General features: G+C 62.5%; 22 protein-coding genes. 7 read left to right on the top strand and 15 right to left on the bottom strand.

The genetic code is table 11. The features are described 5' to 3' along the window. The first annotated feature begins 123 nt into the window (after positions 1-123). Positions 124-1,026 (top strand): choline sulfate utilization transcriptional regulator, encoded by a 903-nt coding sequence (locus RRH01S_RS20005; protein WP_007702756.1) that lies wholly within the window; start codon positions 124-126, stop codon positions 1,024-1,026. Here RRH01S_RS20005 and otsA read toward each other — a convergent pair. Beyond that, complete coding sequence (gene otsA, locus RRH01S_RS20010) at positions 1,004-2,419, bottom strand: alpha,alpha-trehalose-phosphate synthase (UDP-forming) (protein ID WP_007702755.1); 1,416 nt, start codon at positions 2,417-2,419, stop codon at positions 1,004-1,006. The two genes, RRH01S_RS20005 and otsA, sit on opposite strands and share 23 nt — an antisense overlap. Positions 2,420-2,464: 45 nt before the next feature. Beyond that, positions 2,465-3,259 carry a trehalose-phosphatase gene (gene otsB, locus RRH01S_RS20015; RefSeq protein ID WP_007702754.1) on the bottom strand — a complete coding sequence of 265 codons (795 nt, stop codon included), beginning with the start codon at positions 3,257-3,259 and terminating at the stop codon, positions 2,465-2,467. 620 nt (positions 3,260-3,879) lie between these two features. Here otsB and RRH01S_RS20020 point away from each other — a divergent pair. Continuing rightward, positions 3,880-4,695, top strand: coding sequence for a class II glutamine amidotransferase (locus tag RRH01S_RS20020; RefSeq protein WP_007702753.1), 816 nt, complete (start codon positions 3,880-3,882; stop codon positions 4,693-4,695). Here the strand turns inward: RRH01S_RS20020 and coaBC are convergent. Next, positions 4,682-5,893 (bottom strand): bifunctional phosphopantothenoylcysteine decarboxylase/phosphopantothenate--cysteine ligase CoaBC, encoded by a 1,212-nt coding sequence (gene coaBC / locus RRH01S_RS20025; RefSeq protein ID WP_007702751.1) that lies wholly within the window; start codon positions 5,891-5,893, stop codon positions 4,682-4,684. The genes RRH01S_RS20020 and coaBC overlap by 14 nt on opposite strands. A gap of 169 nt (positions 5,894-6,062) precedes the next feature. On the opposite strand from coaBC, the gene RRH01S_RS20030 reads away from it, so the two are divergent. After that, positions 6,063-6,509: a nuclear transport factor 2 family protein gene (locus RRH01S_RS20030; RefSeq protein WP_012650855.1), complete on the top strand. Its 447-nt coding sequence runs from the start codon at positions 6,063-6,065 to the stop codon at positions 6,507-6,509. Positions 6,510-6,571: 62 nt separating this feature from the next. Here the strand turns inward: RRH01S_RS20030 and RRH01S_RS20035 are convergent, their stop codons facing one another. Beyond that, the gene (locus RRH01S_RS20035; protein WP_042473916.1) at positions 6,572-7,336 is read right to left on the bottom strand and encodes an SDR family oxidoreductase; all 765 of its coding nucleotides are present in this window, start codon (positions 7,334-7,336) and stop codon (positions 6,572-6,574) included. 119 nt (positions 7,337-7,455) lie between these two features. Here RRH01S_RS20035 and RRH01S_RS20040 point away from each other — a divergent pair, with 119 nt between their 5' ends. Next, positions 7,456-8,361 (top strand): LysR family transcriptional regulator, encoded by a 906-nt coding sequence (locus RRH01S_RS20040; protein WP_042473917.1) that lies wholly within the window; start codon positions 7,456-7,458, stop codon positions 8,359-8,361. On the opposite strand, the gene RRH01S_RS20045 is transcribed toward RRH01S_RS20040, so the two are convergent. Next, positions 8,362-9,237 (bottom strand): LysR family transcriptional regulator, encoded by an 876-nt coding sequence (locus RRH01S_RS20045; RefSeq protein ID WP_042473919.1) that lies wholly within the window; start codon positions 9,235-9,237, stop codon positions 8,362-8,364. A 97-nt stretch (positions 9,238-9,334) separates the two neighbouring features. On the opposite strand from RRH01S_RS20045, the gene RRH01S_RS20050 reads away from it, so the two are divergent. Then, a complete protein-coding gene (locus RRH01S_RS20050; protein WP_034520082.1) occupies positions 9,335-10,618 on the top strand; it encodes an MFS transporter in 1,284 nt (427 codons plus the stop codon). A gap of 22 nt (positions 10,619-10,640) precedes the next feature. After that, positions 10,641-11,042 carry a VOC family protein gene (locus RRH01S_RS20055; protein ID WP_012650857.1) on the top strand — a complete coding sequence of 134 codons (402 nt, stop codon included), beginning with the start codon at positions 10,641-10,643 and terminating at the stop codon, positions 11,040-11,042. On the opposite strand, the gene RRH01S_RS20060 is transcribed toward RRH01S_RS20055, so the two are convergent. The 9 genes from RRH01S_RS20060 to RRH01S_RS20100 all read right to left on the bottom strand — a co-directional run bounded on the left by RRH01S_RS20060 (position 11,039) and on the right by RRH01S_RS20100 (position 19,895). After that, entirely contained in the window at positions 11,039-11,434 is a 396-nt protein-coding gene (locus RRH01S_RS20060; protein WP_012650858.1) for a type II toxin-antitoxin system VapC family toxin, read from the bottom strand. The two genes, RRH01S_RS20055 and RRH01S_RS20060, sit on opposite strands and share 4 nt — an antisense overlap. Then, a complete protein-coding gene (locus tag RRH01S_RS20065; RefSeq protein ID WP_007702738.1) occupies positions 11,431-11,673 on the bottom strand; it encodes an AbrB/MazE/SpoVT family DNA-binding domain-containing protein in 243 nt (80 codons plus the stop codon). Before RRH01S_RS20065 ends, RRH01S_RS20060 begins: the two co-directional genes overlap by 4 nt. A 68-nt stretch (positions 11,674-11,741) precedes the next feature. Further along, on the bottom strand, positions 11,742-12,419 hold the full coding sequence (locus tag RRH01S_RS20070) for a spermidine synthase (protein ID WP_007702735.1): 678 nt from the start codon (positions 12,417-12,419) through the stop codon (positions 11,742-11,744). A 70-nt stretch (positions 12,420-12,489) separates the two neighbouring features. Next, positions 12,490-14,151 (bottom strand): thiourocanate hydratase, encoded by a 1,662-nt coding sequence (ertB, locus tag RRH01S_RS20075; protein ID WP_007702732.1) that lies wholly within the window; start codon positions 14,149-14,151, stop codon positions 12,490-12,492. 23 nt (positions 14,152-14,174) lie between these two features. Beyond that, positions 14,175-14,504, bottom strand: coding sequence for a TfoX/Sxy family protein (locus tag RRH01S_RS20080; protein ID WP_007702728.1), 330 nt, complete (start codon positions 14,502-14,504; stop codon positions 14,175-14,177). Between the two features lie 15 nt (positions 14,505-14,519). Next, the gene (ertC, locus tag RRH01S_RS20085; RefSeq protein WP_007702725.1) at positions 14,520-15,620 is read right to left on the bottom strand and encodes a thiohydantoin desulfurase; all 1,101 of its coding nucleotides are present in this window, start codon (positions 15,618-15,620) and stop codon (positions 14,520-14,522) included. A gap of 4 nt (positions 15,621-15,624) precedes the next feature. Then, positions 15,625-16,899: a Zn-dependent hydrolase gene (locus RRH01S_RS20090; RefSeq protein ID WP_007702722.1), complete on the bottom strand. Its 1,275-nt coding sequence runs from the start codon at positions 16,897-16,899 to the stop codon at positions 15,625-15,627. After that, positions 16,899-18,296, bottom strand: a complete 1,398-nt coding sequence (gene ertD / locus RRH01S_RS20095; RefSeq protein WP_007702719.1) for a hydantoin-5-propionate amidohydrolase — start codon at positions 18,294-18,296, stop codon at positions 16,899-16,901. The genes RRH01S_RS20090 and ertD overlap by 1 nt, the downstream gene beginning before the upstream one ends. A 15-nt stretch (positions 18,297-18,311) precedes the next feature. Beyond that, the gene (locus RRH01S_RS20100; protein ID WP_012650861.1) at positions 18,312-19,895 is read right to left on the bottom strand and encodes an aromatic amino acid lyase; all 1,584 of its coding nucleotides are present in this window, start codon (positions 19,893-19,895) and stop codon (positions 18,312-18,314) included. Between the two features lie 223 nt (positions 19,896-20,118). On the opposite strand from RRH01S_RS20100, the gene RRH01S_RS20105 reads away from it, so the two are divergent. Continuing rightward, positions 20,119-20,451, top strand: coding sequence for a DHCW motif cupin fold protein (locus RRH01S_RS20105; RefSeq protein WP_007702712.1), 333 nt, complete (start codon positions 20,119-20,121; stop codon positions 20,449-20,451). Between the two features lie 61 nt (positions 20,452-20,512). Here the strand turns inward: RRH01S_RS20105 and ubiB are convergent, their stop codons facing one another. Further along, positions 20,513-22,087 (bottom strand): 2-polyprenylphenol 6-hydroxylase, encoded by a 1,575-nt coding sequence (gene ubiB / locus RRH01S_RS20110; RefSeq protein ID WP_007702710.1) that lies wholly within the window; start codon positions 22,085-22,087, stop codon positions 20,513-20,515. Between the last annotated feature and the right edge of the window lie 3 nt (positions 22,088-22,090).

Raw genomic sequence — 22,090 nt, forward strand, 5'->3', positions numbered from 1 at the left:
GCGGGATCGGAGGCCGAAAGAGGTCTTTACGATTCTCTCTTACTATTTGCTGATTTTATTGAACATCAGTAGCATCGAGCCTGTAAAGCTTGCTTTTTTCGATGGATACCAAAAGGGAATTTTATGGCTGAACGGCCGGTAGATCTCGGGTGGCTGCGAATTTTTGTCGAGGTGGCACGTTCAGGCAGCCTGTCATCTGCCGCAGCCAGCCTCGGACTGACCCAGCCGGCGGTCAGCTATCAGATCCGGCGGATCGAGGAGCAGATGGGTGTCACCCTGTTCCATCGCCAGCATCGGGGTGTCGAACTCTCATCGGAAGGCCGTCGTCTGTTAGAGATCGCCGAAAAAGCGGTCGGTGGCGTCGATTCTCTGGTGCACGGCTTTCGCGCTGAAGCGGAACGCCCCATGGTGCGGCTCCGAACCGACTATGCCTTCTCAGCACTCTGGTTGATCCCGCGCATGCATCGGTTTCGTTTGGTCTATCCGGAGCTGGATATCCAGATCGTCGCCACGCAGCGGCAGGAGCGCGGCCAGTCGGACAGCGGCGATGTCGCCGTCGTCTTCGGCACCCGTCAGGAGTTTGGCCCCGAAGCGGTGCTGCTATTGCCCGAGAAGGTGGCGCCGGTCTGCGCGCAGGGCTTCATCGATAAATACGGTCCGTTTGAGGATCCAGGCCATCTGGCGCGGGCAACGCTCGTGCATCTGGACACGGACACGCCGTCACCCTGGTTCGATTGGAAGAGCTATTTCGCCGAACTTGGTATCAGCCGCGACACCTACGCCGGCCATGGCGATCTGCGGTTCAATACCTATTCGCTGGTGGTGCAGGCGGCGATCGGCGAGCAGGGGCTGGCGCTTGGCTGGATGGGGCTGGTGGATCAGTTGTTGGCCGGACGAATGCTGGTAACCGCCGGCCCGATGCTGGAGGCACCGGATCGCGGTTACTGGCTTCTGCCGCCGAAGTCGCCGGGCATGCATGCCGGGCGACTGACGGAATGGCTGCTCATGGAACCAGCCGCAAAGTGACCTGATTGACCGGCGGCTTCGCCTCTTCCGTCAGGTCCTTCAGAAAATCATTGCACCAGCGTGCGACATCGTGTTCCAGAAGATGATCCATCATGCCCCGCCAGCGTCGCTGCCGTTCTTCCAGCGGCATGGTGAGCCCGCGCGCCATGGCATTGGCGGTTGCCTCGATGTCGTAGGGATTGACCAGCAGCGCGCCCTTCAGCTCGCGCGCGGCGCCTGCGAAACGCGAAAGCACCAGCACGCCGGGGTCGTCCGGATCCTGCGCGGCCACATATTCCTTGGCGACGAGGTTCATACCGTCACGCAGCGGTGTCACCAGGCCGATCCTGCCCAACCGATAAAGGCCGGCCAGCACGGGGCGGCTGATCGAGCGGTTGATATAGCGGATCGGCACCCAGTCGACCGTGCCGATCGCGCCGTTGACCCGGCCGGCCTGTTCCGCGACAGCTTGCTGCATCGCCTCGTATTCCGGCACCTCGGAGCGCGATTTCGGGGTGACCTGCAGATAGGTCACGCGGTTCTGATAGGCGGGATTGTCGCCGAGGAAACGCTCGAAAGCCTCGATGCGCTGGGTGATCCCCTTGGAGTAATCGAGCCGGTCGACGCCGATGATCAGGTCTCGGCCCTCGATGCTCTGCCGGGCCTTGCGCACCATGCTATGGCTCGCCGCCTTGCGGGCGAAGTCTGCGAAGGCGGCGGTCTCGATGCCGATCGAATAGGCACCGCCGCGGAATGTCCGGCCATGGGCGCTGAAGAGGCCGGGACCGATCTCGTCGCCGATCTCCTCGCGCTTGAGGCAACTGGCGAAGTTTTCGAGGTCGTGGTCCGTCTGAAAGCCGAGAAGATCGTAGGCGGAGAGACTGCGCATGATCTCCTGATGCACGGGCATGATGGCGAGCACATCGGCCGGCGGCCATGGAATATGCAGGAAGAAGCCGATGCGGTTCTTCAGGCCCATTTGCCTCAACTCGGCTGCCAGCGGAATGAGATGATAGTCATGCACCCAGATGACGTCGTCCGGCTGGATCAGCGGCGCGAGGCGATGGGCAAAGAAGCGATTGACGCGGAAATAGCCGTCCATCTCCTTGCGGCCATACTCGGCAAGATCCAGCCGGTAATGACAGATCGGCCAGAGCACGCGGTTGGCGAAGCCCTGATAGTATTCCTCGACATCGGTCTGGGTGAGATCTGTCAGGGCATAGGTGATGTTGCCGTGGTCCGTCATCACCAGCGGCTCCGGCTCCTTGTCGCCACTGGAATTGCCGGACCAGCCCATCCAGATGCCACCATGTTCTTCAAGTGCCGCCCGCAGGGCCACGGCCAGGCCTCCGGCGGCGTTGCCTTTTTTGTCGGGAACGGAGACGCGGTTGGAAATCACGATGAGACGGCTCACGGGCGGTCCTTTCAAGTCTAATACGGCAGGCGACAGCGAAGCTGCCTATGCCGCGAGGGACGCGAGTATGTCTCTTAAACGCGCAGGCGAGGAAATGGATGCACGCGCCAGCGTTTTGCCGTTTGGCGGGCCGACGCGCACGGACTGGCCGCCGAGGCGGTTGGCGGCGGCAAACATGGCTTCGTCGGTCACGTCGTCACCGATCGTAAGCGGCTTTCGCCCGATGAAGGGCTCCTCATCGAGAAAGGCTTCGACGGCATAGCCCTTGCCGGCGCGCGCCGGGCAGATCTCGACGACCGACTTACCGCGTTGCAGAGCCCAATCCGGGCCGGCTTCCTCGAGATAGCGTTGCATCGCCTCGGCAATCTCGGCCTCGCGCTCCGGCGCCTGTCGGTAGTGAACCGCGATCGCGGCGCCCTTGTCCTCGACAAGCGCCCCGGGCCAGGCTTCCGCCTCCCGCGCAATCGCACTCTTCATTTCCTGAAAAGCAGGCGGGATCAGCGCCCGCCGCAATCGTCCCGCAGCATCGCGTCGTTCGGCACCGTGGAGGCCTGCGACCGGAAAGTGGAAGGGGGCAAAGAGGGGGTCGACAAAGGCAACCGAGCGACCTGTTACCACCGCCAAAGCGCCGCCGAGCTTACGGGAAAGGGCCTGCAGGGCGTAGGGCAGGGACGGAGGAACGACAATCGCTTCCGGCGTTTCCGCGAGATCGAGCAGCGTGCCGTCGATGTCGAGAAACAGCGCCCATTGGTCGGGATACAATGAGAGTGCAGTAAGCGCCGGTTCTTTCGATGGCGCCGGTTCGGCTTCGCCCTGTTCGGGCTGTTCCTTGTAAGTCATACAGGGTTAGCTAAGGCGCTCGTCCCATTCGGCAAGTAAAAAAGCGACCGCAAGCCGGTTTTTCTTGGAGATGAGCAGTCTTGGATGCCGCGATATCGGTAATCGCTGGACACAAAAAAGGGCCGCGCGAAGCGACCCTTCCATGAGTTTTGGCCCGTAACTGGCCTGAAGCGTAGACCGCTTCCGGAAGGCTCTGATCAGAGCGAGGGCTGCCCCGCTGCGCTCACAACCATTTCCATGCCTGATACGAGGACCGAAATCTCACTAGACATTGGATCACCTTCCTTTCGTTACGTTGATAATATGCCTAACGTAGCTCAAATTTCATCGGATGCAAGAGGGTGGGTGGAAGAAGCATTTCACGCTTCTTTTCGCATTGAAACGCAGTCCCTCTTCGAGCTTTTGCATGCGACGATCACGCCCTCCCGAAGCGCTTCGTTCACAAAAGAAAAATGCTGCGACGCAAAAATGTGATCGGACGAGGCGTCAAATATCTGTCATCCTGATGGTCGAAGCAGCTGGAAATTAACAATTTATTACCCATTCCGCTGAACAATCGTCCTTAGATTTGACATTCTCCCGCGAGACAGGAAGCCAGCGGGAATTGGAGCAAAAGACATATGTGTCGCTGGGCAGCCTATCGTGGAGACCCCCTCTATCTGGAGGAGCTGGTGTCTTCGCCTGCCCACTCCCTGATCGAACAATCCCACTGCGCCACGCGCGCCAAGACGGCGACCAACGGCGATGGCTTCGGCATCGCCTGGTATGGCGACAGGCCGGAGCCGGGCCGCTATCGCGATATCCTGCCGGCCTGGTCCGACTGCAATCTCAAGAGCCTGGCGCGGCAGATCCGCTCGCCGCTCTTTCTCGCCCACGTCCGCGCCGCGACCGGCGGCGGCACCCGGCGTGACAATTGCCACCCTTTCGTGCATGAAAACTGGGCTTTCCAGCACAACGGCCAGATCTCCAATTTCGACCGCTTGCGCCGGCCGATGGAAGCCATGCTCGACGATCACCTGTTTCAGGCGCGCAGCGGCACGACCGATTCCGAACTGATGTTCCTGCTGGCACTGCAGTTCGGCCTCGTGACCAACCCGGTTGCGGCCATTTCAGAAACCATCAGCTTTGTCGAGGGGCTGTCGGTCCATCTGACCGGTTCGGCGCTGGTGCGCTTCACAGCTGCCTTTTCCGACGGGAAGTCGCTGCATGCGGTGCGCTACGCCACCGACCGCAAAGCGCCGACGCTTTATGCCTCGCCTGTCGGGTCAGGTTATTGCCTAGTGTCCGAGCCGCTGAACGACGATGTCGATGCTTGGACGGAAATTCCGGATGGAAGCTCCGTGCTGATCGACGACATGGGCGTTCACATCACGCCCTTCCAGCCGGAAAAGCGCAGCTTGGCCGCGCCCCAGACGGCTGCCGCTATCCCTGCCTGAATTGTTCGGCGATCAGCGCCGCCAGCCGCGCCGCCACCTCGTCCTTGTCGAGGTCCGGCCATTGCTCCACGCCATCATGACGAACGATTTTCACGCGGTTGCGCGTGCCGCCCATAATGCCGGTTGAAGGCGAGACGTCGTTGGCAACGATGATGTCGGCGCCCTTGCGCTCGAGCTTTGCCTTGGCGTTGCTCTCCACATCTTGCGTTTCAGCGGCAAAGCCGATGACGAGCTTCGGCCGCTGCGTGTGATGTCCCACGGTTTTCAGGATGTCGGGATTTTCGGTGAGCGCCAGCGTCGGGATGGATTCGCCCGGGTGCTTCTTGATCTTCTGGTCGGCGGCGGAGGCCACCTTCCAGTCGGCGACGGCGGCGACCATCACGGCGATATCGGCCGGAAGAGCGGATAACACGGCATCGCGCATCTCGTCCGCGCGCTCGACATGGACGACGCGCATGCCTGTTGGATCGGGAATGGTGACCGGGCCGGAGACGAGGGTGACGTCGGCGCCAAGGGCCGCGAGCGCCGAGGCGATGGCATGGCCCTGCCGGCCCGACGAGCGGTTGGCGATATAGCGCACCGGATCGATCGGCTCATGCGTCGGACCAGAAGTGACGACGGCTTTCCGGCCAGCAAGCGGCCTTGCCCCATCGTCAAGCCGCATCTCGACGGCGGCAACGATCTCCAGCGGCTCGGCCATGCGGCCGGCACCGGCCTCCTTACTTTCCGCCATCTCGCCGACCATGGGGCCGACAAAGCGGATGCCGTCGCCGCGCAATATCTCGACATTGCGCTTCGTCGCGGCATGCGCCCACATTTTCGGGTTCATCGCGGGCGCCACAAGCACGGGCCGGTCGGTGGCGAGCAGCACGGTTGAGGCGAGATCGTCCGCCAGCCCGTTCGCCATCTTCGCCAGCAGATCGGCGGTGGCAGGGGCGATCAGCACCAGGTCGCAGTCCCGCGCCAGCCGGATATGGCCGACATCCTGCTCGTCCTGCCGCGAGAACAGGTCGGTGAAGACATGGTCGGCCGCCAGCGCACCGACGGCAAGCGGCGTCACGAATTGCTGGGCGCCCGAGGTCATGACCGGACGGACGGCGGCGCCGCGCTCGCGCAGCCGCCGGATGAGGTCGAGGCTCTTATAGGCCGCGATGCCACCGGAAATGATCAGAAGAATGCGTTTTCCCGCGAGAACCATGGCTCGAACCCGTCGCTTGTTTTTATGCTCATAAACCTAAGCCTTTGGCAGACAATAGGCAATCGCCAGTCGTGGTCAGTCGGAAATCACGGCTTTGTCACTTGCGACGCTTCGCCGGGTCAGCGAGCATTGAGGGAAAGTTCGCCAAAGGAGTAAAGCCTTGAAACTGATGAAGGTCGCAATGATCGCTCTACCGATTCTGGCCGCCGCCATGCCGGCCTTCGCCGAGCGCGCCTATTCGCCGGAAGAGCAAAAGAACAAGGAAATCGTTCTGGATTTCTATCAGAAGGCGTTGAACGACAAGGATTTCGATACTGCTTCCAAATATCTCGGCAAATATATTCAGCACAACCCGCTGGCGGCCGACGGTCCCGAGGGCCTGCGCGGTTTCATCGAGTTCCTGAAGAAAAACTACCCGCATTCAAAGAGTGAAATTACCCGGGTAATGGTCGACGGCGACTATGTAATCCTGAGGGTCCATGCCATTCGCGAACCCGGCGACAGGGGCAGCGCCATCGTCGATATTTTCCGTGTCGAGAACAACAAGATCGAGGAGCATTGGGACTCGGTCCAGCCGATCCCGGAGAAGTCCATGAACACGAATACGATGTTCTGAGCGACAGGCCGCGAGAAGGATCCGCGGCCTGTCTTCGTGCATTCATGCCGCCGTGAACGCGGTCAGGTGCGCGTGATCGATACACCGCCATCGACCAAGGAGGCCGTGCCGGTGACAAAGCTCGCATCGTCGGAGGCGAGGTAGAGTACCGAGCGCGCAATCTCTTCGGGGCGGGAGACGCGCTTCAGTGCATGCAGATTGGTCACGAAAGCCTGCTTGTCCGGCGTGTCGTTCATCTCGCGATACATGTCGGTGTCGACCGCGCCCGGCAATATGGCATTGACGCGCACATTCTGCGGGCCAAATTCGGCGGCAAGTGTCTGCGTCAGGCCGATCAGGCCGGACTTGCTGGCGGCGTAGGCGGCGACACCCGGGAAGCCGACGGTATGACCGACAAAGGTCGAGGTGAAGATCACCGAGCCACCGCCGTGCTTGATCATTTCGCCGATCTGATGCTTGGCGGCCAGGAAAGAGGCTGTGAGGTTGATCGCCAGTGCTTCGGCAAAGCCTGCCTCTGAAACCTCGGTGCTGAGGCCGGCTTCGCCGAGCGTACCGGCATTGTTGAAGGCAATATCGAGCCTGCCGTAGCGCTCGACCGCAAGCGCGACCAGTGCCTTGTGATAGTCTTCCGAGCGCACATCGCCGGCCAATGCGGCTGCGTCACCGCCCGTGGCCTTGATATCAGCGACAAGGCTTTCCAGTTCGGCTCCGCGACGAGCGCCGACGATCACTTTTGCGCCTTCGGCGGCGAAGAGCTTTGCGGTGGCGCGGCCGATGCCGGAGCTGGCGCCGGTGACGATCGCGACTTTTCCATTCAAGCGGTTCATTGTTCCATCTCCTGTGTGAGGACGTGTCCGTTGTTTCATCCGATGGACGGAAGATGGCCTTTTTCGATCGTTCGGATTAGTCTTCAAATCATGGAACTCGAATTCGGAATTGCCGAACGATGCTCAAGATTGAAGGGCTCACTGCTTTTGTAACGGTTGCCGAGGCGGGATCGATCAGCGAGGCTGCCCGCCGGCTGCGCCTATCGAAGTCCGTGGTCAGCGAGCGACTGGCGGAGATGGAGAAGACGCTGGGTGCCACGCTGCTGCATCGCACGACGCGCAAGCTGACGCTGACGGAGGACGGCACCGTATTCCTGGAGCGGGCGACGCGGATCGTGCGCGAGGTGCGCGAGGCCGCCGCCGACCTTGCCGAACGGCGCGGCACGCTGGCCGGACCGCTGCGGATTGCCGCCCCCGTCACCTTCGGCCGCATGCATCTCGGCCCGGCACTCTACCCCTTTCTGGCCGCCCATCCCGAGATCGAACTGACACTCGAACTCGATGACCGCCGCGTCGATGCTGCTTCCGATGGCTATGACGCGATCATTCGTCATGGGTTGATTGCCGATTCCCGTCTCGTCGCCTGGCCGCTCGCCCGCAGTCGCCGGCTTCTCGTCGCTTCGCCTGACTATTTGAGGCAGCACGGCATGCCTGCCTCGCCGTCCGATCTCGAGAACCACAGGGGGATCTTCTACACCAATCGCGGTGTCGCCGACTGGCGTTTCCAGGGGCAGGAGGGGGCAGTCGTCGTCAGAGGGAAATTGGCGCTCGGCATCAACAATGGCGATGTCTCCCGCGATGCGGCGATCGCGGGGTTGGGTATTGCGCTGCTGCCGGCCTTCATTGCTGGCCCGTCCGTCAACGAGGGGCTGCTTGTCGAAATCGATGTCGGCTGCCGGCCGGAGCCCGAATTCGTCTTCATGGCGCATCCGGAGGGACGCAATCCCTCCGCAAAGCTGCGGGCCATCGCCGATCACCTGAAAAAGGCATTCGGCGATCCACCCTATTGGGATACCTTGGGATAGTCAGGCAATCAGGCTCATCAGATTGGCCGTCACCGGCGAGCGTTGCACCTTCAGCACCGCGAGCCCGAGCCGCGCCACCAGCGGCGGTCCGTCGATGGGGCGGTAGGTGACGCCGTCGAGCTTGATCTGCGCGATCGAGGCGGGAACGATGGAGACGCCGAGATTGGCGGCTACAAGGTTGACGACCGAGGGGATTTGCGGCGCTTCCTGCGTCACCAAGAGCTCGAAGCCCGCATCGCGGCAGGCGGCGGCGATATCGTCATAGAGGCTCAGCCCCACCATGCGCGGGAAGAGGATAAAGGGCTCGTGTGCAAGCGCCGCGATCGGCACGCGGTCCTTCTCGGCCAGGGGATGGTGGGCGGGCAGGGCGATCAGCATCGGCTCGTCGTCGAAACGCTTGAGGCGGACGTTGCGCGGATCTTCCAGGCCGGGACGGATGAAGGCGGCATCGATCTCGCCACGCATAAGCCGCTCGGTCAGGGCATTGGTGTTCATCTCGGTTAGCGACAGACGCACCTGCGGCCAGCGGTTGCGGAATTCGCGGATGGTCGAGGTGACGATCGTGTTGAAGGCGGAAGATGCGGTGAAGCCGAGCGATAGGCGGCCGATCTCGCCGCGATTGGCGCGCTGGGCAGCAAGCTTGGCCTTTTCCGCCGCATCCACGGCCAGCTTGGCCTCGACCTGAAAAGCCTCGCCCGCCGCTGTCAGCTCCGCGCCATGCGGGACACGGTGAAACAGTGCCGCGCCAACCTCATTCTCGAGGTCGCGGATCTGCTGGCTGAGCGGCGGTTGGCCGATGCCGAGCTTGGCGGCGGCGCGGGTGAAATTTCCCTCATCCGCCAGCGCCAGAAAATAGCGGATATGTCGCAGCTCCATCGCTATCTCCAAAAGCTATTGAAATCGTCTGTTCCATATATTGGACTAATGACGTCGGCTTGGCTAGATTTGTGGGCAAGAAAGGTTGTGTGCCCTCATGTCCCGCGCCGTCCAGACGGAAGATCTTACCATCTCCGAAGTTCCCTCCCGCCCCGAATTGAAACTTGTCGATACCGAGCCGCAGTCAGAGGCCCGGCAATTCCTGACGCGCGGCACGCCCGCATTCAGGCGTGCGACCATCGCGCTGTTCCTCTCCGGTTTCGCGACATTTTCGCTGCTCTATTGCGTGCAGCCGCTGATGCCGATCTTCGCCGAGGATTTCGGGGTGACGCCGGCGGCAAGCTCGCTGTCGTTGTCGCTCTCGACCGGCTTCCTCGCCTTTGCGATCTTCTGCGCCGCCGCCGTTTCCGAAAGCCTCGGCCGCCGCAGCCTGATGTTCGTTTCGCTGCTCGGCGCCGCCCTTTGCACCATTGCCTGCGCCGTCGCGCCGAACTGGCAGACATTGCTGGTGTTCCGTGCGCTGGAAGGTTTCCTTCTCGGCGGCGTTCCCGCGGTTGCCATGACCTATCTCGCCGAAGAGATCGATCCGCGCGGCCTTGGCGGTGCCATGGGCCTCTATATCGCCGGCAATGCCTTTGGCGGCATGGCTGGCCGTGTGGTCACCGGCACGATCGCGGAATTCCTCACCTGGCGTCCGGCGCTTGCAGCCGTTGGCGTGCTCGGGCTGATCGCCGCCACCGGCTTCCTGTTCCTGCTGCCGCCGTCGCGCAATTTCACCCCGCGCAAGGGCTTCGATGCCGCCTTCCATATCCGCGCCTGGGCTGGTCACTTCCGCAATCCGGCGCTGCCGCTGCTCTTCGCCATCGGCTTCCTGATCATGGGTTCCTTCGTCACGGTCTATAACTATGCCGGTTTCAGGCTCGTCGCCGATCCTTATGATCTCAACCAGACCGAACTCGGCCTGATCTTCACCGCCTATCTCTTCGGTATCGTCGCCTCTTGGGCGGCGGGTATCCTTGGTGATCGTATCGGCCATTTCGTCGTGCTGCCCGCCGGCGTGCTGGTGACCGCCCTCGGCGCTGCCGTCACGCTCGCCACGCCGCTGCCGCTGGTCATTCTCGGCATCATCCTGGTGACCATCGGCTTCTTCGTCACCCATTCTGTTGCCAGCGCCTTGGTCGGCCGGCTTGCAAGCGGGGCCAAGGGGCATGCCTCGTCGCTCTATCTGCTGGCCTATTATCTCGGCTCCAGTATTGCCGGCTCAGTCGGCGGCTATTTCTGGCTTGCCGATGGTTGGTCGGCTGTGGTTGCCTTCATTCTCGCCATGCTGGCCGCCTGCCTTGTCAGCGCCTTTGCTGTGGCAAGGCTGGCGCGCCGCTGAAGAACAGGGCTGGAGGTTTGCCATGATCCGCATCGACCATCTCGATCATCTGGTGCTGACGGTCGCCAGCATCGAGGAAAGCTGCGCTTTCTATGCCCGCGTCCTTGGCATGGGTGTGGAAATCTTCGGCGAGGGCCGCAAGGCGCTGACCTTCGGCAACCAGAAGATCAACCTGCATCGGGCGGGGCATGAGTTCGAACCAAAAGCCAAGCGCCCGATACCGGGCTCCGCCGATCTCTGCTTTATCAGCGAGACGCCGTTAGACGATGTGATCGCCCACCTGACAGCCGAGGGTATCCACATTGAAGAAGGCCCCGTCCGCCGCACCGGCGCAACCGGCCCTATCCTCTCGGTCTATTTCCGCGATCCGGATGATAATCTGATCGAGGTTTCCAATTATCTTGCTGTGAGCGACGGGCTCTAGACCGTCTCCCAATCTTCGAAGCGCAGATTTTTGACGCGTTGAAATTCCCGCACATTATGCGTTACCAGGATCAGATCGCGAGCCACCGCCTGGCCCGCGATCAGCACGTCATAGGCGCCGATCGGCGTGCCGAGGATGGCAAGCGCCGCCCGAATCTCCCCGGCCTTGCGCGCGTCCTCCCTGTCGAAATCCAATGTCTCGAATTGCAGGGCATCGACACGCGCAAGATTGTCGGCGACGCGCTGACCTTTATAGGCGCCGTAAAACAGCTCGTGCGCAACGATCGCCGGAATGGCGAAATCCTGAGGTTTGTGTTTGCGGATCTCGGCTACGAAGCCGGAATGGCCTTTCATCAGAGCGATGACGGCGTTGCTGTCGAGCAGATATTTCACTTGAAAATATCCAGCTCTGGGCGCTCCTGCTCGACCGGCTGTTCAGTCGCCGCCTCGGCAAAATCCTGGTCGACGGGACCAGTGACTGTCTCCAGCCAATCCCAATCCTCGACAATCGGCTCGAGGATGATCGCCTGTCCCTGCCGCCGAATGCGGACCGCATCCGTATCGAACCGGAATTCCTTCGGCAAGCGCACGGCCTGCGAGCGGCCGGACCAGAATATTTTTGCAGTGTCCATGCCATAGCTCCTTTTGAGATATAGCATTGATATATAGCAATTGAGCGATGATTTCAATGAGACGATTTCTATCGTCCCGCCTTCGCCGCCAGCCAGATGACATGCCGCGCACCGCTCTTGCCGTTGGCGCGGGTGTTGATCTCTTCGGCGGTAAAGCCGGTGTCGCGCAGTCGTCGGGTGAAGTCTCTGTCGGGGCCGGATGACCAGACGGCGAGGACGCCGCCGGGGCGCAGTGCGTCATGGGCGGCCCTCAGGCCCTTGAAGTCGTAGAGGCCGTCATTGGCCTCGTGGGTAATGCCATCCGGTCCGTTGTCGACATCGAGCAGGATGGCGTCGTAGGCCGCCTTGCTGGCGCGGATGAGCGGGCGGACATCGCCCTCGTGGATGGCGACACGCGGATCGTCCAAGCAATTGTCGAAGACGGCGGCCATCGGCCCGCGTGCCCAGGCGACGACTGCCGGAACCAGCTCCGCAACCGTGACCTTTGCATCACCGCCCAATTCGCCGAGGGCTGCACGCAGGGTAAAGCCCATGCCGAGGCCACCGATCAGGATATGCGGTGCGGTCCGGTCTTTGATCTTCTCGCAGGACAGCGTGGCAAGCGCCCGTTCCGAGCCGCTCAGGCGGCTGTTCATCAGCTCGTTGGTGCCGAGCATGATCGAAAATTCCTGGCCGCGCTGTTTCAGGCGTAACTCACCGCCGCCATTGGGGATTTTCGCGGTATCAAGCAGGGTCCAGGGGATCACGGGCAACTCTCATAGAGGGGAGGATTTGCCCGCGACCATAGACTGTCGGTGTCAGGAAAGACAGTCGCCCTCATCCGAGACGGATATAGGGCACATCTTTCTTCGCCACTTCGTCCAATGCCTCTTCGTAGCCGGCATCGGCATAGCGCATGACGCCGAGCGCCGTGTCGTTGGTGAGCGCATGGTCGAGCCGCTCGTCGGCCTCGGCTGTGCCATCGGCAACCACGGTGACGCCGCAGCTGGTCATGTAGCCGGCATAGCCGCCGCCGCCGGAATGGACGACGACGAGATCGGCCATGGAAGCGCAGAGCATCATCGCGTCGATCAGCGGCCAGTCGGCAATCGCGTCGGAGCCGTCCTTCATGCGCTCGGTCATGATGTTCGGATGCGCCATGGCGCCGGCGTCGAGATGGTCACGCGAGAAGGCGACCGGGCCCTTGAGTTCGCCGCTTGCCACCAGTTCGTTGACCCGACGAGCGAGGTCCGTGCGTTCTCCGTGGCCAAGCCAGGCGATCCGCGCCGGCAGGCCCTCGAAGGGTACATGCTCGCGGGCAAGCCTGATCCAGTTGGTGATGATCTTGTTGTCGGGGAACATTTCCAGCAGCAGGTCATCGATGCGGGCGATATCACTTTCCTCGCCCGACAGCGCCATCCAGCGGAAGGGGCCGATGGCGCGGGCAAACAGAGGCCTGAGATAGGCTTCGGTGAAGATCGGGATATCGAAGGCGTTGGCAACGCCGCCTTCCTTCGCCTGGGTGCGGATCAGATTGCCATTGTCGAAGACCTCAGCGCCCTTCTTCTGGAAATCCAGCATGGCTTTGACATGCTCGACGATCGAGGCGCGGCTCGCGGCCATCAACTGTCCCTGTCCGTCGTCGCGCAGGTCCTTGACCTGGGCAAGGCTCATACCCTTCGGCACATAGCCGTAGACGAGGTCATGCGCTGAGGTCTGGTCGGTGACGATATCGGGCACGATGCCGCGTCGCGCGATTTCAGGGTAGATCTCCGCCGCATTGCCGACGAGGCCGACCGAGAGTGCTCTTTTGTCCTTCACCGCCGCGTCGATCATCGCCAGCGCCGCATCGAGGTTTGGCGCGATCTCCTGGAGATAGCCGATCTCCTGGCGCTTCTTGGCACGCTCCGCATCGATATCGACACAAAGGATAGCAGCGCCCGCCATCCGGCCGGCCAAAGGCTGCGCGCCGCCCATGCCGCCGAGCCCGGCGGTCAGCACGAAGCGACCGAGAAGATCGCCGCCGAAGCGGCGTTCGGCGATCCGCATGAAGATCTCATAGGTGCCCTGGATGACACCCTGGCTGCCGATATATTGCCAGGCGCCGGCCGTCAGCCCGCCCCAGCAGATCAGGCCCTTGCGCTGCAATTCGTAGAAGACTTCCGCCTTCGCCCATTGCCCGACGATGTTGCAGTTGGCCATGATCACCAGCGGCGCCTTGGCATGGGTGCGGACGAGGCCGATCGGCTTGCCGGACTGGATCAGCAGCGTCTGATCCTCCTCCATCTCGGTCAGCGCCTTGACGATTCCTTTGTGTGCCGCCCAGTTGCGCGCCGCCTTGCCGAGCGCGGCATAGACGATGAGATTGTCCGGGTCCTCGCCGACGGAGAGCACGTTTTCCAGCAGCCGCAGCAGCGCTTCCTGCCGCCAGCCCTTGGCGCGCAGCACCGGGCCGCCCGGAATCGGGAATTTCGGATGACGTGGATTGGCTTTCGGCATGGAATTCCCTTCCCTGATTATTGTTATTTCGGCGGCAGGCCTTCGACAAAGTCCAGCGCGGCGAGCAGCAGCCGCTTGCGCAGCATGTCGTTGCCGTAGGCCTCCGGTCCGGCGCGTACCCAGCCTTGCATCTCGCGCTCGCGCGACAGCATGCGCTTGATGTCTGCCAGTGCCAGCGCCCAGGTGTCATTGCCCTTGCCGAGGCGTACCAGCATCCCGTCTTCGCGCGCGCCGCAAAGCAGATGGCCATTGAGCAGAAAGCCCCAGCCACCGAACATCGCTTTTTCGCTGAGCCCGGGCCTTTGCCCAAGATCCTCTCTCAGCAATTCCTCGAGACCTGCGTCGCGGGCCATCTGCGCCTCCCGATGTCAGCCTCTCTTGCCGGCCAGGGCGTATTTGGCGATCTCGATCCGCATCGCCTTTTCGACGGAGGGATAGACCGTCGGATCAAGGACGCTGGCCGAGAGCGGAATGATATCCATCGGCACATGCAGGATGAAGACATGCATGCCCTCATGCAGCTGGCCGACGCTCAAGGGCTCACCCTCCGGCGACAGCGTGGTGATGACCGAGGGGAATGTTGCCAGGCGCTTACCATCGGTGTCTTCGACCGCCATGTATTCGTTCATCACATGCATGGTCACAGCCTTGTCGCCGGCGCCGACCGTGATGGTGCCTATATCGAAGGCTTCCTTGGTGTAGATAACATCCTTCCTGGCGATGACGCCCTCGGCAAGGATATGCCCGCCGGTCGTCTTGCAGATCGCATCGATGACGGCGCTGCCGCCCTTTTTTTCGGCGTCGATGATCGCTTCGCCAAGCGCTAGCGCCATGGAGATACCGCCGAGTGCTGCATGCGTGCGGACATAGGACGCCCGTAGCGGATTGCGGCAGGAGGCGATGAAGCCGCCGGACTGGTCGGAGGCGGCGCGCAGGATCGGCGAGATTTTCGCGGTCGCGCCCTTGACTACCAGCTCGATATAGCGGTTCTCGGCGCGGTTGCCGCCGACGGCGGTCTGGATCATCTGTTCGGGCGAACCCGCCATGCCGATCGAGCCCATATCGCCAGTGGGATGCGCGCGGATATCGCCGACTGCGTCCACGACCTTGGTGCCGAGAATGGCCGAGGGCAGCCAGCCGTTCAGCGTCGAGGACTTGCCATTCTGGCCGATGATCAGGCCGGAAAGCTTCTCGCCGAGTTCGTCCTGCAGCAGCTGCACGGCCTTCACATAGTCGACGCCCTGCATTTCCCAGGGGGTCGTGGAGGCCGGCGCGCCGATGGCGGCGGCGGTTGCGATCCAGTCATTGTCATTGAGCTCGTCGATCGACACCAGCTCTGGCTTTCCGACATTGACGGCGGCATAGCCGAGCATGCGGCCGTGATCGGCCCAGCCGCCGCCGCCGGCCGCGTAAACGGAGCCGCCCTTGACGGCTGCTTCCACATCCTTGGCTACGAGTATGCGTCCCATCCGGCTACTCCTGGCTGGTTTTTTGCAGGTTCTTGTCCATGTCGCGCACGGCTTCGAACAGCACAGCAGCGCCCATGGCGATATCGTTATTCTCGGCCCATTCGTCGGCGCAATGGCTGCGGCCTTCCTTGCAGGGCACGAAGATCATGGCCGCCGGGGCCACCTTGGCGACCCAGGCGGTGTCGTGGCCGGCGCCGGACGCCATGCGGCGGTGCTTGGCTCCGACCGTCTCGCAGGCGCGTTCCAGCGTTTCCAGCAAGCCGGCATCGCCGGGCGTCGGGAAATTGTCGGAGACGCGGACAGGCGGCTTGATGGTCACGCCGTAAGCCGTGGCTATCTTTTGCACTGCACCGTCGATCCAGGCCAGAAACTGTTCCATGTCTCCACGGATTTCGGCGCGGCCGTCGATCAAAAGCACGACCTTGGAGGGTACGACATTGGCGGCGTTCGGCTCGATGCGGAATTCGCCGACGGTTGCGGCAAAATGGCCCGGCGTCTTCGCCTGCTCTGTCGCTTGGCTCCGGATGTCGAGCACCAGTTGCGAGGCGGCCACCAGCGCGTCGGCGCGCCGGCCCATCGGCGTGGTGCCGGCATGGTCTGCACGGCCCTCGACGGTGATTTCGATGCGGGTGATGCCGGCAATGGCGGTGACGATGCCGATATCCTTGTTTTCGGCTTCGAGGATAGGTCCTTGCTCGATATGCAGTTCGAGAAAACCGGTAAGATCGGGACGCTTCTGCGCGAGCAGCGTCGCCGGATCGCCACCGACCTCGGCAATGCCCTGTGCGAGATTGCGGTCACCACTCACGCGCCTCAGCCACGCCTCCGGCAATTGCCCGGTCATCCCGCGGCTGCCGATGCAGGAGACGCCGAAGATGCTGACTTCCTCGGCGAGGAAATCGACGATCTCCAGATCGTGATCCAGTTGAATATCCTGATCCTTCAGGGAGCGTGCGACTTCCAGCGCCGCGATCGTGCCGGCAATGCCGTCGAAGCGCCCGCCATCCGGCACGGTGTCGGAATGCGAGCCGACCAGGATCGTGCCGAGGCCGGGCTTTGCGCCAGCGCGCCGGCCGATCAGATTGCCGGCAGCGTCCATGCGGGTCTCCAGCCCTGCCGCCTTCATCCGTGCGTCAATGTAAGCACGGCCTTCCAGAAACAGCGGCGAAAAGGCGCGGCGCGTCCAGGGGTGATCGGGTTCGGTAATCTTGGCTAGCGCGTCGATATCCTCGGCGATACGATCGGCGTTGACGGGCAGGTTGCGCTTCGGTTGGTTCATCAGGCAGTCTCTCCAGCAATATTCTGGCCGGCAATAATCTGACGGGGAAGCGGGCGAACGAATTTGCCGCTGCCCGGCTCGGCCAGCACTTTGTTTCCGTCAGTAATCTGCTTGCCCCTGAGATAGGTGGCGGACACCGTCCAGGGCAGGCGGATGCCGTTATAAGGGCTCCAACCGACGATATTGTTGCCGCTCGAGGCGGCGTCATAGATGGTTTCGCGTGGTTCCAGCACCACGATATCGGCGTCCTTGCCCGGCGTCAGCGCGCCCTTGATGTGGTCGAGGCGGAAATGCTTAGCCGGGTTTTCGGCCATCAACCTCGCCGCCCAGGTGAGCGACACGCCGCGCTCCAACGCGCCCTTGACGAAGAGCGGCACCATGACTTCCAGCCCCGGCACGCCAGAGGCATTCGCCAGCATATCCGGATTGGTCTTGCGGTTTTCCGACCAGCTGACGTGATCGGTCGAGACCAGCCAGACATTGCCTTCCGCCACCTTGCGCCACAGCGTCTCGACTTCGGCGCGCGGGCGGATCGGCGGATTGATCTTGGCCTTGCCGCCAAGACGCTTCACGTCGTTTTCCTCGTCCAGCGTCAGATAGTGGATGCAGCACTCCACGGTCGCCTCAAAGCCGTCGCGGCGATAGGCGCGGGCGATGTCGTAGCCGCGGCCGAGCGAGCAATGTACCACATGTGCCGGGCAGCCGGTATTGGCGCCGGTCTCGAAGATCGTGTGCATGGCAAGGAGTTCGGTGATCGGCGGTCGTGAGAGGCCATGGGCACGATAGTCGGTGACGCCGCTCGCCTTCACCTGCTCCATGTAGGTTCGAACCGCCTCATCATCCTCATTGTGCACGCCCGCCGTCAGTCCGGTCGGCGCAATGGCCGCGAAGCAGGCGTCGAGCAAGGCAGGCGGAATGCGCGGGAAACGCTTCGGGTCCGTGCCGAAGGTCGAGAATTTGAAGGCGGCAACGCCGGCCTCGACCATTTCGCGAATGCGTGCGGGGCCTTCTTCCGGGTCGACCGTGCCATAGAGCGCGAAGTCGACGCGGGCCTGCGGCGACGCATGATCGACCTTCTTCTTCACGGCTTCCGCCGAGCAGACGAGATTGCCCTCGTCATAGGGCATGTCGACAATGGTGGTAACGCCGCCGGCTGCTGCCGAGCGCGTCGACCAGACGAAGTCTTCCTGGTCCTTCTGGGAGAGCGAATGCACTTGGGCGTCGATCGCGCCGGGCAGGATCAGCGCTTTCCCGAGCAGATGCCGCTCGCGCGCTTGCGGCGGCACGCCGATGCCGATCTCTGCAATCTTGCCGTTGCGCACGGCGACATAGCCCTCTTCCACGATGCGGTCCGGCAGAACCATGGTGCCCTGCAGAACGAGATCGAAGTCAGCCATACCCATTCTCTCCGTTCAGATTGTCACTGTATCGCGATAAAGCCGCTCTTCGACCCGCTCCAGCGAACCGAGGGCGAAGAAATCATCATAGGCGAGGATCGGCTGCTGAGCGATCATCTCGGACACGAAGGCCTCGGAGCCCAGTTCCTCCTCGATCGCCTCGACCTCGGCAGAAAGCGGCCGGTCGACCTCGTAGAAGTCGGCATGCTTGCGCACGACATCGTAGAGCATGCGGGCCACGCCTTCCGGCTTGTCGCCGAGAATGTCGATCGCCTGCGCCGAGAGCAGGGCCTCCAGCGCCGCAAGGCGTTTCAGTGCCCGCATCTGCCGATCGAAGCGTTCGATGACCAGTGGCAGGAAGGCGGCCTCGTCCTCCATGCCGGCGGCCACTACCAGAGACTGGGCCGAGACCGGATTGGACATGGACAGCACCCGCGAAAAGATCTCGCCGGCAAGCTTGATGATCGGGCCGAACCCAGTGGCGATCTTGCCTTCCGGCACCAGATTGACCGGCAGGCCGCGCCGCTGGCCGTTGCCGAGCAAGACGCAGTGGTTGAAGGCGTTGCGTGCCGCATGTGCCATGCAGATGACGGCGGCTTCGAGCAGAATGGTGACGTCGAGCGGCAGCGAGCCACCGGATGTCATGACGCGTCCGTCGACGATGACGGGATTGTCATCGGAGCGGCCGGTTGCCGCCAGGATCTTGTGGCCGGCGGTCAGGAGATTCTCGATCACCGCGCCGTAGACCTGGGCGATCATGCGCAAGCTCAGCGGATCCTGTACATGCGTCGCGATCGGCCATGGCCATTCGTCGGATGCATTGCAAAGCCATGCGCCGATCAGGGCTTCCCGCGCGGTGCCGACATGGCGCACTGCATACCAGGGATCACGCGAGGCGCCGAGAGCGCCGGCCGCCATCATGCTGGTCGCCAGCAGCACCCGGATCGAGGAGGCGGCATTGCGGGTGGTCTCGGCGGCGGCGGCGAAGCTGACGGCATTGACGCTGAGCGAGGCGAGGCTGTCGCGCGGCAGCATCTTCACGGGCTCGATGCCGGCGGCGGTAAAGGCATCGGCCGCCTGCATGCGCCGGCCGCGATAGACGGCCTCGCCGACCCCGGTCAGCACCGCGCCGATCTGGCCCATCAGGCCGATATCGGCGCAGCCGATCGAGCCGGTGCGGCGCACGACAGGGATGACATCCGTATGCAGAAGCTGGAGATAGGCGTCGATCAGTCCCGGCGAGCAGCCTACCTGGCCGGTTAGCGCCGTATTGACGCGGATCGCCATGGCATTGCGTACGACGGACATGGAAAAAGGCGCGCCGGTGCCGAAATGATGGGCACGCACCAGGCCGAGATTGAAGGTGTCTAGGTCTTCCGGCGACCATTCCACATCCTTCATCGCCCCGACGCCGGTGGTGGAGCCATAGACGGGCATGCCGGACTGGATCGTGCTTTCGAGAACTTCGCGTGCCGCATGCACCCGCGCCATGCCGCTTTCCGATGCGGTGGGCATCGCGACGCCCGCGCCGATCCGCACCAGATCGCTGAACCCCAGGGGGTGCCCGGTGAGTTCGATGCCGGCCTTCTGACGCTCCATCTTCACTGTTCTCCTTTTCCGCAAAACTATGCGAGCACGATCGCGAGTGGGATATCCCAAATAGCGAACACCTGTCGCGCCACGCGTGAAAATGCACACGCAATACAGGCTGCGGCATCATCAAGGACACATTATAGCTGAAAGCGGGCGCGTAGGATTGACCAATAGGTTCCGCAACCGTTTTCATACCGAACCATCCGTCTAACTTCAGAAGATCATCAAGATGAAAATTCCGGAACTGGCTTTCACCACAACGAATTGGGATGAGGTTCCCGCGACCAGACATGAGGGCGAGAGCGGCCACGCGCTCTGGCGCACATTGAATATCGGAGACATCCGCATACGGGTCGTCGAATACACGCCCGGCTATGTCGCCGACCACTGGTGCGATCGCGGCCATGTCATCTATGTGCTTGAGGGAGAATTGATTTCGGAGCTGAAGGACGGGCGGGTCTCGGTCCTGACGAAGGGCATGGGCTATCAGGTGTCCGATTTCGGCGATGCCGCGCATCGCTCGTCGACAGAGACAGGTGCCAAACTGTTCATCGTCGACTAACACGCAGCTTTGCAACCCGAGCCGGATGCGTGCGGCCCCAGTCCGGTGCCGCTGAAACAGGTCAGCTCAGGTGCCAGGCCAGATAGAGCAGCGAAAGCGCGATGATCCAGAGCGCCAGGCGGCCGGACCGGCTGTGCTTGGCCTCCGCCTTGCCGATCGCCTCGGCCGTTTGCGGGTCGAAACGCACGCCGTTCTCGCTCATATGCAGCAGTTCGTGATGGAACTTCTCGGTCTTGGCGGCGATTTCGGGGATAGCCTCCGCAAGCTTCACGGCCGCTTTCAAACCGTCCTTGAGGTCGGTTACGATGCGCTTGGGTCCGAGATTGGTGCGGATCCAGTCGCCGACGACAGGTTCGGACGCCTTCCACATGTTGAAGCGTGGGTTCAGCATGCGTGACACGCCCTCGACCACGACCATGGTCTTTTGCAGCATCACCAGTTCCGGCCGCGTCTCCATGTCGAAGAGTTCGGTCACCTCGAAGAGCAGCGTCAGGAGCTTGCCCATGGAGATCGTCTCGGCCGGCTGGCCGTGGATCGGTTCGCCGATGGCACGGATCGCCTGCGCGAAGCTCTCGGTATTGTGATGCGCCGGCACGTAGCCAGCCTCGAAATGCACTTCGGCAACGCGGATATAATCGCGGGTGATGAAGCCGTAGAGGATTTCGGCGAGGAAGCGGCGTTCCTTCTTCCCGAGCCGCCCGACGATGCCCATATCGACGGCGACGATCATGCCGGTGGCATCGACAAAGAGATTGCCGGGATGCATGTCGGCATGGAAGAAGCCGTCGCGCAGCGTGTGCCTCAGGAACGACTGGATCAGCGTGTCGGCAAGCGTATTGAGATCGTGTCCGGCGGCCTTCAGGCCCTCGACATCGGACATTTTGACCCCGTCGATCCACTCCATGGTGATGACGTCGCGGCCGGTGCGCTCCCAATCGACCTTGGGGACGCGGAAGCCCGGATCCTTCTCGGTGTTCTCGGCGATCTCGGAAAGCGCTGCCGCCTCCAGCCGCAGATCCATCTCGACCTTCGTCGTCTGCTCCAGCGTCCGCGTTACCTCGACGGGCCTGAGTCGTCGACTCGACGGCAGGAAACGCTCCTGCAGATGGGAAACGAGATACATCGCCTGGATATCATTGACGAAGCGCTGGCGGACGCCAGGGCGGATCACCTTGACGGCCACGCGCTTGCGGCCCTCCGGTGTTTCGACTTCTGCCGGATGCACCTGGGCGATGGACGCGGCTGCAATTGGTTCGCCAAAACTTACATAAAGCTCATCGATCGTGCGGCCGAGAGAGCCCTCGATCGATGACTTTGCCGCGGCGTGCGGAAAGAACGCCATGCTGTCCTGCAGCTGCGACAGGTCGTTGGCCATGTCGACGCCGACGACATCGGGTCGCGTGGCCAGAAACTGGCCGATCTTCACATAGGAAGGCCCCAGCCGCTCGACGGCCTTGGCAAGCCGGTCGCTGCGCGCCTGGCTCTTGGCGCGCTTACGGGCAAACATGCCGACGAAGGATTTGGCAAGGCTGACGGAGGGCGGCAGGCCTTCCGAGGGAAGCGAAATCACCACGCCTTCGCGCACCAGCACCCAGCCGACCCGGAGAAGGCTGAAATATGCGTTGAAAGCACTCATCGG

This window comes from Rhizobium rhizogenes NBRC 13257 (genome assembly GCF_000696095.1).
In the GTDB taxonomy this organism is placed as follows: Bacteria; Pseudomonadota; Alphaproteobacteria; order Rhizobiales; family Rhizobiaceae; genus Rhizobium; species Rhizobium rhizogenes.

What these genes read in the sequence shown, in the direction of transcription:
- RRH01S_RS20005 (WP_007702756.1), top strand. Translation starts at nt 124, where the DNA reads ATGGCTGAACGGCCGGTAGATCTCGGGTGGCTGCGAATTTTTGTCGAG.
- otsB (WP_007702754.1), bottom strand. Translation starts at nt 3,259, where the DNA reads ATGACTTACAAGGAACAGCCCGAACAGGGCGAAGCCGAACCGGCGCCA.
- RRH01S_RS20020 (WP_007702753.1), top strand. Translation starts at nt 3,880, where the DNA reads ATGTGTCGCTGGGCAGCCTATCGTGGAGACCCCCTCTATCTGGAGGAG.
- coaBC (WP_007702751.1), bottom strand. Translation starts at nt 5,893, where the DNA reads ATGGTTCTCGCGGGAAAACGCATTCTTCTGATCATTTCCGGTGGCATC.
- RRH01S_RS20030 (WP_012650855.1), top strand. Translation starts at nt 6,063, where the DNA reads ATGAAGGTCGCAATGATCGCTCTACCGATTCTGGCCGCCGCCATGCCG.
- RRH01S_RS20035 (WP_042473916.1), bottom strand. Translation starts at nt 7,336, where the DNA reads ATGAACCGCTTGAATGGAAAAGTCGCGATCGTCACCGGCGCCAGCTCC.
- RRH01S_RS20040 (WP_042473917.1), top strand. Translation starts at nt 7,456, where the DNA reads ATGCTCAAGATTGAAGGGCTCACTGCTTTTGTAACGGTTGCCGAGGCG.
- RRH01S_RS20045 (WP_042473919.1), bottom strand. Translation starts at nt 9,237, where the DNA reads ATGGAGCTGCGACATATCCGCTATTTTCTGGCGCTGGCGGATGAGGGA.
- RRH01S_RS20050 (WP_034520082.1), top strand. Translation starts at nt 9,335, where the DNA reads ATGTCCCGCGCCGTCCAGACGGAAGATCTTACCATCTCCGAAGTTCCC.
- RRH01S_RS20055 (WP_012650857.1), top strand. Translation starts at nt 10,641, where the DNA reads ATGATCCGCATCGACCATCTCGATCATCTGGTGCTGACGGTCGCCAGC.
- RRH01S_RS20065 (WP_007702738.1), bottom strand. Translation starts at nt 11,673, where the DNA reads ATGGACACTGCAAAAATATTCTGGTCCGGCCGCTCGCAGGCCGTGCGC.
- ertB (WP_007702732.1), bottom strand. Translation starts at nt 14,151, where the DNA reads ATGCCGAAAGCCAATCCACGTCATCCGAAATTCCCGATTCCGGGCGGC.
- RRH01S_RS20080 (WP_007702728.1), bottom strand. Translation starts at nt 14,504, where the DNA reads ATGGCCCGCGACGCAGGTCTCGAGGAATTGCTGAGAGAGGATCTTGGG.
- ertC (WP_007702725.1), bottom strand. Translation starts at nt 15,620, where the DNA reads ATGGGACGCATACTCGTAGCCAAGGATGTGGAAGCAGCCGTCAAGGGC.
- RRH01S_RS20090 (WP_007702722.1), bottom strand. Translation starts at nt 16,899, where the DNA reads ATGAACCAACCGAAGCGCAACCTGCCCGTCAACGCCGATCGTATCGCC.
- ertD (WP_007702719.1), bottom strand. Translation starts at nt 18,296, where the DNA reads ATGGCTGACTTCGATCTCGTTCTGCAGGGCACCATGGTTCTGCCGGAC.
- RRH01S_RS20100 (WP_012650861.1), bottom strand. Translation starts at nt 19,895, where the DNA reads ATGGAGCGTCAGAAGGCCGGCATCGAACTCACCGGGCACCCCCTGGGG.
- RRH01S_RS20105 (WP_007702712.1), top strand. Translation starts at nt 20,119, where the DNA reads ATGAAAATTCCGGAACTGGCTTTCACCACAACGAATTGGGATGAGGTT.
- ubiB (WP_007702710.1), bottom strand. Translation starts at nt 22,087, where the DNA reads ATGAGTGCTTTCAACGCATATTTCAGCCTTCTCCGGGTCGGCTGGGTG.